The organism is Microbacterium sp. 4NA327F11, assembly GCF_005503465.1.
Taxonomy (GTDB): Bacteria; Actinomycetota; Actinomycetes; order Actinomycetales; family Microbacteriaceae; genus Microbacterium; species Microbacterium ginsengisoli.
Genome location: NZ_SCOB01000019.1, coordinates 37,938 through 47,608, shown reverse-complemented (window position 1 = coordinate 47,608; position 9,671 = coordinate 37,938). Strand labels below are relative to the sequence as shown.

General features: G+C 66.8%; 18 protein-coding genes. All 18 read left to right on the top strand.

Annotation, left to right across the window (positions count from 1 at the left end; translation table 11 throughout):
- Positions 1 to 276: 276 nt before the first annotated feature.
- The gene (locus tag FFS51_RS12020) at positions 277 to 468 is read left to right on the top strand and encodes a hypothetical protein (RefSeq protein ID WP_137878486.1); all 192 of its coding nucleotides are present in this window, start codon (positions 277 to 279) and stop codon (positions 466 to 468) included.
- Positions 469 to 588: 120 nt separating this feature from the next.
- The gene (locus tag FFS51_RS12015) at positions 589 to 1,335 is read left to right on the top strand and encodes a hypothetical protein (RefSeq protein WP_137878485.1); all 747 of its coding nucleotides are present in this window, start codon (positions 589 to 591) and stop codon (positions 1,333 to 1,335) included.
- Between the two features lie 124 nt (positions 1,336 to 1,459).
- Positions 1,460 to 1,792 carry a hypothetical protein gene (locus FFS51_RS12010; protein ID WP_137878484.1) on the top strand — a complete coding sequence of 111 codons (333 nt, stop codon included), beginning with the start codon at positions 1,460 to 1,462 and terminating at the stop codon, positions 1,790 to 1,792.
- Positions 1,789 to 2,199 (top strand): hypothetical protein, encoded by a 411-nt coding sequence (locus tag FFS51_RS12005; RefSeq protein WP_137878483.1) that lies wholly within the window; start codon positions 1,789 to 1,791, stop codon positions 2,197 to 2,199. The genes FFS51_RS12010 and FFS51_RS12005 overlap by 4 nt, the downstream gene beginning before the upstream one ends.
- A complete protein-coding gene (locus tag FFS51_RS12000) occupies positions 2,196 to 2,651 on the top strand; it encodes a hypothetical protein (RefSeq protein ID WP_137878482.1) in 456 nt (151 codons plus the stop codon). The genes FFS51_RS12005 and FFS51_RS12000 overlap by 4 nt, the downstream gene beginning before the upstream one ends.
- A complete protein-coding gene (locus FFS51_RS11995) occupies positions 2,651 to 2,947 on the top strand; it encodes a hypothetical protein (RefSeq protein ID WP_137878481.1) in 297 nt (98 codons plus the stop codon). The genes FFS51_RS12000 and FFS51_RS11995 overlap by 1 nt, the downstream gene beginning before the upstream one ends.
- On the top strand, positions 2,944 to 3,231 hold the full coding sequence (locus tag FFS51_RS11990; RefSeq protein WP_137878480.1) for a hypothetical protein: 288 nt from the start codon (positions 2,944 to 2,946) through the stop codon (positions 3,229 to 3,231). Before FFS51_RS11995 ends, FFS51_RS11990 begins: the two co-directional genes overlap by 4 nt.
- On the top strand, positions 3,231 to 3,689 hold the full coding sequence (locus FFS51_RS11985; RefSeq protein ID WP_137878479.1) for an ASCH domain-containing protein: 459 nt from the start codon (positions 3,231 to 3,233) through the stop codon (positions 3,687 to 3,689). The genes FFS51_RS11990 and FFS51_RS11985 overlap by 1 nt, the downstream gene beginning before the upstream one ends.
- A gap of 58 nt (positions 3,690 to 3,747) precedes the next feature.
- Positions 3,748 to 4,077 (top strand): DUF4031 domain-containing protein, encoded by a 330-nt coding sequence (locus FFS51_RS11980; protein ID WP_137878478.1) that lies wholly within the window; start codon positions 3,748 to 3,750, stop codon positions 4,075 to 4,077.
- A gap of 271 nt (positions 4,078 to 4,348) precedes the next feature.
- Positions 4,349 to 4,855 carry a class I SAM-dependent methyltransferase gene (locus tag FFS51_RS11975; protein WP_137878477.1) on the top strand — a complete coding sequence of 169 codons (507 nt, stop codon included), beginning with the start codon at positions 4,349 to 4,351 and terminating at the stop codon, positions 4,853 to 4,855.
- 185 nt (positions 4,856 to 5,040) lie between these two features.
- Positions 5,041 to 5,181, top strand: a complete 141-nt coding sequence (locus FFS51_RS14730; protein ID WP_171006179.1) for a hypothetical protein — start codon at positions 5,041 to 5,043, stop codon at positions 5,179 to 5,181.
- 357 nt (positions 5,182 to 5,538) lie between these two features.
- Entirely contained in the window at positions 5,539 to 5,970 is a 432-nt protein-coding gene (locus FFS51_RS11970; protein WP_137878476.1) for a hypothetical protein, read from the top strand.
- Positions 5,967 to 6,221: a hypothetical protein gene (locus tag FFS51_RS11965; protein ID WP_137878475.1), complete on the top strand. Its 255-nt coding sequence runs from the start codon at positions 5,967 to 5,969 to the stop codon at positions 6,219 to 6,221. The genes FFS51_RS11970 and FFS51_RS11965 overlap by 4 nt, the downstream gene beginning before the upstream one ends.
- Positions 6,218 to 6,772 carry a hypothetical protein gene (locus tag FFS51_RS11960; RefSeq protein ID WP_137878474.1) on the top strand — a complete coding sequence of 185 codons (555 nt, stop codon included), beginning with the start codon at positions 6,218 to 6,220 and terminating at the stop codon, positions 6,770 to 6,772. The genes FFS51_RS11965 and FFS51_RS11960 overlap by 4 nt, the downstream gene beginning before the upstream one ends.
- Before the next feature lie 1,343 nt (positions 6,773 to 8,115).
- Positions 8,116 to 8,550, top strand: coding sequence for a hypothetical protein (locus FFS51_RS11955; RefSeq protein WP_137878473.1), 435 nt, complete (start codon positions 8,116 to 8,118; stop codon positions 8,548 to 8,550).
- Positions 8,551 to 8,555: 5 nt separating this feature from the next.
- Positions 8,556 to 9,194, top strand: a complete 639-nt coding sequence (locus FFS51_RS11950) for an exonuclease domain-containing protein (RefSeq protein ID WP_137878472.1) — start codon at positions 8,556 to 8,558, stop codon at positions 9,192 to 9,194.
- Entirely contained in the window at positions 9,191 to 9,517 is a 327-nt protein-coding gene (locus FFS51_RS11945) for a hypothetical protein (protein ID WP_137878471.1), read from the top strand. The genes FFS51_RS11950 and FFS51_RS11945 overlap by 4 nt, the downstream gene beginning before the upstream one ends.
- On the top strand, positions 9,514 to 9,657 hold the full coding sequence (locus FFS51_RS14725) for a hypothetical protein (RefSeq protein ID WP_171006178.1): 144 nt from the start codon (positions 9,514 to 9,516) through the stop codon (positions 9,655 to 9,657). The genes FFS51_RS11945 and FFS51_RS14725 overlap by 4 nt, the downstream gene beginning before the upstream one ends.
- The last annotated feature ends 14 nt before the right edge of the window (positions 9,658 to 9,671 follow it).

The following is a 9,671-nucleotide window of genomic DNA, read 5'->3' as shown; positions in this document are numbered from 1 at the left end:
GACCCGCCCCGGTCGATCAACGCCATGAACTCACGCCGCTGCTGCTCTGTGTACTTCCGTGCCGGCATCCATCCCCCTCGTCATCAGTGTTGCGACGATCGCTGGAATCCAAGTCAGGCCCGGCCAGGTATGGCGTCGCGTCAAGGGTTACGGGCCGTCACGATTCCGGGTCGTGTCGGTCGGCGCGAAGCGGGCCGTGTGCTACCCCCTACCGGGCGGCCTGCCCTTCACGAAGCGCGTTTCCGCATTCCGCGCCTACGAATTGGAGGCCGAGACGTGACCGACATCGACATCAAGCCCGGCCAGGTATGGCGGCGAAAGAGCGACGGCGTGGAGACGACGGTGATCAGTGCCGACGTCTCGGGTGCGCCGTGGCCCCAGGTGCGGCACCAGGCGAAGCGTCTGATCGATTCCGACCGGAGCCAGTTCCTCCGCAAGTACGAGCTCGTGAAGGAGCCCGAGGCATGATCGCCGTCACGTCCACGAGCGACCGCACCGTCGAGCAGGTCATCGAGGGACTGAACAATGCCTGACGTCAGGACTCCGGACGGACCGCTTCACCCACACCCAGAATGCGAAGGACATCTGATGCCTGAGGACTACACGCCGACGACCGAGGAGTTGCGTCAGAAGTACGCGACCGGAGCCACCTGGCAGCATCAGAGGTTCTCGTCCGCTGCCGTCGAGTTCGATCGTTGGCTCGCTGCTCATGATGCCGAGAAGGACAAGCGGATCGCCGGGCTTGAGGTCCGGGTCGCCGCGCACGAGAAGTTGGGGCTCGCTGCCACCTACGAGGAAGCCGTCGAGAGGGCGGCGCGTGCGATCAATCCCGAGGCGTGGATGGCATACGACCAGAGCGACGCCGGGTGGCGTGAATCGATAGTCGAGCACATCCGGGTCCAAGCTCGCATCGCTCTCGATGCCGCCGGCGTCCCCGCCCTGATCGAGGAGAACGAACGACTGCGGGGCGCACAGCCGCCCACCTCCGACGAGCGGGAAGCGCTGGTGGAGATTCTTGCTCGCAGAATCAAGCCAGTCGCCTTCCTGGAACGCTCGGAGTACACACGATGGGTAAATCGACCGGTCACCGACTATGAGTGGCACACCCTCGTCCCGGAAGCGTTCCGGCACGCAGGGGAGATCCTCGAAGACATCCTGGCCTTGGACGTATGGCGGAACCGCCGCGAGCGGGTCACCGAGTGTGACGCTGCGAGGGCTCGCGCGGACGCGGCAGAGAACGTGATCGCGGAGCTCACCGATGCGGTTGGTCCGAACGTGATCTACGCGCCTGACGACCAGGGCGCCGGCGGGTGGGCTGCTGCGGAGGACGCCTAAATCGAGGGCGCAGAGCACGTGCTCGGTGTCATCCGCCGCATCCTCTCCCGGGATGCCCCCGTCGAGGACGCGCCTCCTCACGGCACGAAGGTGGTTTCGGGCGGCTTCGCGCCGGGGACCGCGCATGTGGGAGGTACGGAACCCACTGGTTGACCCTGAGGAGCAGGCGTTGAGCGACTATCAGAGTGACGCGAAGGAACTCAGAGCGGTGCTGATCACTGCCACCGCGGAGCGCAACGAACGACCTGATCTGGTTGACGGTGAGCTCGAATGGGTCCGGTACGAACGTGAGGTCATGCACGCCGCTGTGAACCGTCTCCGGGCGCGCCGCGGCTTGCCGCCCGTGCCCGTGGAGCTCATTGTTCGGGCCGAGAAGCTCGCGAATGGTCACTTCGACTACGTCGCCAAGTTCGCGCTCGGAGCGGCTGACATCGCGCACGAACGGAGCCTCCGGTGACCGCCTACGAGGAAGCCGTCGAGAAGGCGGATGAGGAACCGCTGCGTATCTGGTGGAACCACAACCTTCACGGGAAGATCACCCCCGGCAAGCTCGCCGCTCACGCTGCGCACGCGGCCCTGCATGCCTACGGGATCGACTACACGCACCCCATCGTCGTCCTTTCCGCAGGCAAGGGGCGGATCGAGGCAATGGAGGTCGTCATCCGCGACGCCGGCCACACAGAACTCACGCCTGGCACCATCACGACCGGCGTGGAGCACTCACGCGACGAACGGCTTGCCGGTCACGACGCGGCACTCCTCCGTGAGCTGGCGGGGAAGATTCGCGCTGGATCTGATCGGCAGGACAAGTACACGATCGCCCTGACCCTGGAGCAGTGGGCCGACGAGAGGACCGGGAAATGACCACCTACGAGGAAGCCGCCGAGAAGGCGGTCCAGGGCAGCTGGAAGTCGTCCCCATGGTTGAACTCTGACCAGAATGACGCGAGTCGGAGCGCCTACGCGGCCGACGTGGGGAGAGTCCTCACCGATGCTGGTCTCCCGGCCCTGATCGAGGAGAACGAACGGCTGCGGGCTGAGAGGGATGAGTTCAAGCGACTGTTCGGTGAGTGTCACCCGGTTCATCTGGACGGCGTGCAGCGCGCTCGTGTCGCCGAGAGCCAGCGTGACGCGGAGACGGCCCGCGCCGACCGCCTCGCGGATGCGATCCGGGAAGCTCGCGACATCGTGCGCCCCGGGGCGTCCGTCCCTCTCGGTGTAAGTGAGGCCCGGCACGTCGATCGCCTGCTGGCTGAGTCGCACCGCATCCTCACCGCCGCCCTCCAAGACACCACCCCGGACACGAAGGAGCACTGATGAGCGAGCACACGCCGAGCCTGGATGAGCTTCGAGAGGAGTACATGCTGGCCAACACGCGACACCACGACAGCTATCAGACGGGTGTCTCGGTGGAGGCCATCCGGGAGGCTGCCGGCGCTGATTTCGACCGCGCCATCGCCGCCCATGAGACCGCACTCCTGCGGGAAGTGGCGGACGAACTGTTCTCTGGAGGCGAGCCGGACGACGTCGACGACATGCCCGACCAGCAGTTCTACGACATGCGCACGGCCCAGTGGCTGCGCGCGAAGGCCAACGAGAGGAGCGGACGGTGACCGTTAGCCGGTTCACGCGCACGGAAACCACCGAAGTCACCTACGTGCGAGGCGGTGACGTCCAGGAGCTCGCCGCTGCGCTGAAGGAGTTCGGCGAGGAGTTCGGTTCCCTTGAGGGCCAGACCTGGCGCACGGAAGACGGCGCCGTGGTGTTCGAGGTTCCGTTGGATTCCGTGATGGTCGGAGGGGACGAGAAGCTCGCGGAGAAGGCTGAGGTCGGGATCAGCGCCCCGGCGTGGCGCGCTGCGGCACCCATCGCCGACAGTGACGATGCCTCGCTCTGATGCGCGTCCTGACTGTTCGGCAGCCCTGGGCGTGGGTGATCATCCACGGCGGGAAGGATGTCGAGAACCGCACCCGCAACATCGCCGGCGACTACCGTGGGCCCATCGCAATCCACGCCGCGAAAGCTGACGATCTCGGAGCGTGGAGCGCGCTCGGTCGCCTGAACCGGTTTGCCTACAGTCTCGCACTCGACGCACGCGAGACGCTGATCGGCGGCGCCATCGTTGGCGTCGTGGACCTCACCGACTCCCACCCCGTCGAGAGTTGCATTCGTCAACAGCACGATGGCGACTGGACCGTCTGCTCCGAATGGGCAGAACGATCGGGTCACCACCTGGTGCTCGCGAACCCGCGCCCTTTCGCCGAGCCGATCCCATACCGGGGTGCCCTCGGCCTGCGCCACCTCGACGAAAGCGCCACGGCTCGGATCCGCGCGCAGATCGGAGAGCTCACGTGACGATCCACCGCATCACCATCACGCCCGCCCAGCGGTCGCGACCGGGCACGGCCAGCTGATGACCGTGTACGTCGACAACTTCATGGTGCGAGCGGACGTGCCCCACGGTGGGCGTGTGGTGCGTGGCCGCTGGTGCCACATGACCGCCGACACACGTGCGGAGCTGGATGCGATGGCGGACCGGATCGGCCTGCTCCGGCAGTGGATCCAGCATCCGGGGACCTGGAAGGAGCACTACGACGTGACGTTGACGAAGCGCGCCGCGGCGGTGCGCGCTGGGGCTGTGGAGATCGACCTGAGCCAGGCGGTCGAGCTGTACCGACGGAAGCGTGCGGGCGTCGACGGTGCGCCACCGTCGGCGGATGCCCCAGCGGAGACGATCTTCTGAGACGCCCGGTGTGAGCAAGGCCGCCCGCTGCCCAGTGTCGGTGGCCGGCCGTACGGTTGTGTCGCGCACGAGCTTCCGTTCGGTGTGCATCCCGTCGAGGAGCCGGCACAACTCCGTCCGGCGGGATCACCACCCCTAGTTGATGACCTCAGCTAGGCCCGGCGGCCCCTGGTTCCAGGGGCCGCCGTTGTCATGTGGGCCGGCACCGCGCATGTAGGGGATATGACCACCAGCGACAATGCACCCGCGCCGACGAGCAGTGCGGGTGGCAATGACTGAGCCGCTGGTGCTCGACCCGGCGTCCGGAAGTCGCATGATGTACTTCGACAAGACCGACGACCGCGTGCTCTTCGGAGACATCCGCACTGAGTCACACGTCCTCTGCGACGGTCGCGCGCTCAACATCGAGCCCGACATGGAGATGGACTTCCGGTACCTCCCATTCGCGGACGGGACGTTCCGGGTCGTCGTGTTCGACCCGCCGCACCTGGTTCGGGTGGGCGAGAACGCATGGATGGGCAAGAAGTACGGGCGCCTCGACCCCCTCAACTGGCGCACGGATATCGCCGCGGGTTTCGCTGAGTGCTTCCGAGTGCTCGCCAACGACGGGGTTCTGATCTTCAAGTGGAACGAGACGCAGATCCCGGTGTCGCAGATCCTCGCGCTGACCCCGCACCGTCCGCTCGTCGGTCACAAGTCGGGCAAGACGGCGTGCACCCATTGGGTGACGTTCATCAAGACCCACGAACCGACAAGTCAGGAGTCTGAGCGTGGCTGACATTGCGAAGCTGCTCACCGCTATTCGGGAATCTCAGCGCGACGAGGGTAGCGAGTGGTGCGGTGCCATTGAGCGTCACGGGCCGCACGGGTGGTGGGCAGGTGTCCCGAGCGTTTGGCACTGGTGCGCGGGCGTCACCGCCGTCATGGTCTCCCGCACCGAACCGACCGATCGGGGGTCTGGTGATGACTGAGTACTCGCTCGCGCAGTTGCGGGAGCTGCGCCGGCTCGCGCTCGAGCTGGGCTTCATGGACGACGTAGCTCACTGGGGTCGATTGATTCAGCAGAGCAGCCAGGGCCACACGGACGGGGGCCCGGATGCCTGACGTGCCCGTCGAGACAGACGATGATCTGCTCACCCCGATTCGGGACGCTTGCAGGGTGTGCGGCCTGCCGGAGGCGGACCACCGCGTGAGATGGGTTGATGGCGGCCCACGCCACGACTTCCAGCCACCACACCGAGCACCGCGCCCGGAGCGCATCACCGGATGCCACATCGAAACGACGTGGACGTGCACGCAATGCGGATCAGACTGCGATGTGTGGGGCGAAGCGGACGGCTGGATGCAGTGCACGACGTGCTGGACGCATTCGTACCTCGTGCCGTTCCTCACCGAAGAGCCGGTGCGCCGATCGACCGATCCGTCACCCGACCACGCGAACCGTAGCGAAGGAGGCAACTGATGCCGAAGGAATACCCGGCCCTGATGGTCGAAGACAGCGGTTACGCGGCGATCCTGCGCGGTCACGGTCTGGCGGCGGAAGACCTGCAAGCGGCTGAACTGGCAATGATCGGCAAGCCCGAGGAGGGCTGGTTTACGGAGGTCGAGGAAGCGCACTTCGACTACGTCCCGCGCGTCAAGTGGTGCTCCCGCCACCCTCTGAGTGGCGGCTGGTCGTGCGACATGGAAGGCGACTGGCACGGCCATTGGTTCGCCGTCCGAGAGACCGACATCGAGGCGTGCCACTTCACGATCATCCGACACACGGACGTCGACCCCACCGAGGTGTCCGAGCCGACCGATCCGTCATTCTGCCCGCCTCTCGAACCGGGCGATGACGAGACCTGCACTCACACGCCCACCTGCCCAACCGATCTGGAGTCTGAGCGATGACGGTGAACATCACGCCGACCGAGCAGGACTACTTCGATGACTACGTGCGTGCAGGCATCCCTCCCGAGGCGGCGCGCCGATTCGCACGCGAGGAAGCCCGCACCGAACCGACCGATCCGTCTCCTGCCGTCTGCACGCACGACGGCGGCGTGTGGCCCGGCCTTGCGACATGCGCCGACTGCGGCGGGCCGACCGAACCGACCGATCCGTCACCCGACCGCACGGTTGTCACCCAGAAGGAGACGAAATGACCGCATTCCCGCAGTACGCCAAGACCACCAGTGCCGCCGTGCTCGAGGTGATCCGCCAGAACAAGGAGCTAGACAAGGCATTCTTCGACAAAGGCCAGGCCTTCGCTGAGGCCAACGGTGGCACCGGGTTCTACTCCTCGCGATGGGGCTCAACTGTTTCCGTCGCCGCCATTGCAGTCAAGGAGCTGCCGACGACCGGCCGCTGGCGGGAGCACCCCCGAGGCAAGGGCTTCATCCCGTACAAGAACAACCCGCTCTACAACGAGTTCGAAGCAATCGAGCTTCGCATGAACGCCATTCCGGGACTGCCGGAATACGTCGAGAGCGAGTACGACGAACACATGCGCCACTACATCGCGAGCCCGAAACCGTTCGTGCTCGACGGGGCAGTGTTCGTTGGCTTCAACTTCGTCCCGCAGGACCGCAACTCGAAGAGCGACCCCAACCCCGCCGACGGCGGCTGGGAAGAGATCAAGGCCAGTGAGTGGCATGCCGCCCGCGAGTCCTATAACGAGCGTGTCACCAGCCACACAGAGGGCGTCGAGCGATGACCGTCAGCCAGCAAGATCACGCAGCGATCGCCGCGATGCAGGACGCGCCGGTAGCACCAGCCCCTGATGCATGCGGGTGGAGCCCAGCGCCCGGTTTCCGCTGCATCCAGCCCGAGGGGCACGGCGGCATCGGACACGTCGTGGCCGACCATCCGCACGATCCCGGTTCGAGCGAGTGGTGGCGGGAGCCGGGCATCCCCGCGAACTGCCCTGGGTGTGGTGACCCAGCGAGCACACACGACGGCGCATACTGCCCGACACCGACAGGGCCTTGACGAGCTGACGGCTCTCGAGCCGGACTCAAGGTGCAGGCGCTCGAAGAGACGTAGTCACCGCGATCGACGAAGCTGTCAGCGTCGGCGCGCGAGCGTGCGACCGCGCATGTGGGGAGCATGAAGAGATTGATCCTCCTGGTGTGCGGATGCTGAACCTGGATCCGGAAGGTCCGATCCCGCTCGACGTCCTGTGTGCACTCGGGGCGCCGCCCGTGTCGCACGCCGTGAGCAGTTGGCGTGACCATGGCATTCCAACGCCGATCTCCGGTGACCCACATTTCGTTCGGCGGACCATCCGACATGAGGTCATCGACGAATCGGCTCCGGAAGGGTGGTTCCCACTCGGGTACCACGCCGGCACCGTCGAGCCGCTGCAGTTCTCCGCGGAGGTCGATGGGGGCGGCCTGCCGCTGTGGGAGCGGCCCGTCCCCTCAGACGGTCCGGAGTGGTGAACGATGGCTCTCGATCTGACGATGTCGGAGCTTGAGATGGTCTCCGACGCGCTCTTCCAACGCGCTGCTGACGCGTCGACTGAGCGCGAGGAGGACCGGTGGCACGCGTTGCGCGGGAAGGTCGGTCGCGAATCAGTCCGCGTCGAACGGGCACCCTGCGCCTGCGAGCATGCCCGGAAGAGCCATCGAGCTGACGGTAGCGGGAAGTGCGTCATCTGCCGCTGCGGATCCTTCAAGGACGCCGCGAGCGATCGCGCGAGCTAGAGCGTCCGCCGGCGGGTGCTGCGTCACCGTCCGACCGCGCATGTGGGGAGCATGTCCAAGCGCCGCGCAGCTCAGAGCTCCGATGGGTCACGCCCGGAGCTGCACGTGTGGGTTCGGTCGGCGCCGGGAACGCTCGTGCCCGCTCACGGCGAACCAGAGGTCGCGCGCCCTGATGCGGGCAGTGAGACCCGCGCATCCTTCGCCGGTCGGCAGTGACCTGGACCGTGAACAGCGGGACCGTGGACACCTCGACGCTGCAGCACAGGCATGAGGTTCAGGTGCCCACCGCCGGTGATGACGGCCACCGCGCATGTGGAAGGTGACCAGCAACCCGCAAGAGGGGGAGAAGGACATGCCCGAAGTTGACCGCGAAGCCCCGGCGGCCGAGCGCAACATGCTCGTGCCGTCGACGTGCGCGCGATGTGGTGCTCACATCATGGCGGGTGACGCCGACAACTCGGACCTCGACGTCTGCGACAGCTGTGAGCTGCGGATCGAGGCGGAGATCCGCTTCCCGGAAACGGAGTGGACCCGCCCGGCAGTGACCGCCGCGTTCAGGGAAGCGTTCGTTGCGGGCGCGGATTGGGTTCGCAGCTCCCGGTCCGCGGCGGTCGCCGCCGGGCGGCAGCGGGTGCAGGCCCTCCGTCGAACCGCGGACATCCACGAGTTCGAGAACAACATCTGCGGTCCCCTCCCGCCAACCCCGATCGTTCTCGAGCTGCGAGCAGCAGCGGACGACCTGCAGGCGCTCGTCGACCTCGCAACCGCAGCGGTACGGCACAGCTGACCGTCATGGCGCCGCCCGCTGCACGCAGCCCTGCAGCCCTCGCGCTGCCGGACTCATTCGTCGCGATCGATTTCGAGCTCGCGAACCCCCGCCGTTCCAGCCCAATCCAGGTCGGCGTTACCCGTGTGCTTGACGGGCGGGTTGGTCGTGCGCATGTGAGCGCGATCACCCCGCCGGCAGGGCATGACGAGTTCGACTGGCGGACGCAGCGTGTCCATGGGCTCACTCCCGCGGACATCGCCGGCGCTCCCGAATGGGCGGCCGTGCTCGCACGGATCGACCGGTTCACGACACCTGGTGGCGGTCGCCGACTCCCTCTCGTCGCGCACAACGCGAGCGTGGAACGTTCCGTGATCGTGCAGACGAGCGCTGCGGTGCGAATCCAGGCGCCCGAGTTCGAGTACATCGACACAGTGAAGCTCGCAAGACAGCTTGACCCTGCCGCTCCGAACCACAAGCTGGACACGCTCGCGGAACGCTACGGGCTGGGCGTGTTCCTGCATCATGACGCGGGTGCTGACGCCGCGGTCACCGCCCTGCTGCTCCTGCACCTGGCGAGCATCGCCCGCACCGCGCATGGGGGAGATATGCACCATCGACCATCCGCGCGCCCGCCCCATCGAACGGCAGGGTCGCACACGTGAACGTGGCGGTGGCGTCACGGGCGGAGCTCCCGTCGAAAGCCGCGGCCGCGGCCGCCCTTCTCCTCGTCTCCGGCCACCTCGTTCGACGGGCGACCCTGTTCGAGCGGGAGTTCGTCCTCGTCGACGAAGCGATCCTCGACGGTGGCCGTCTCGAGCTTGCCGTCCGGCAGCTGGAGCGCTCCCGCCTGATCACCTTCGCGGAGACCACCGGGCAGGCTCAGCTGACCTCCCGTGGGCGTGCGGAGTTGGAGGTTCTCGTCGGGTTGGTCCCGGCGGCGACCGGCCGCGCCCTCCGGGCGACCGGAACGGGGCGGGGTCGATGACGGGCTGGTGGGTGCTCCTCGCCGTCTGCGGGTCGTTCATCGTCGGCTACATGACCGCGAACTGGCGGTGGACGGTCGCCATCAGTCGGCTCATGAAGATCCTCGACGCGAAAGCGCCGAAGGACGACCCGGACGAGTAGTCGTACCGCGCATG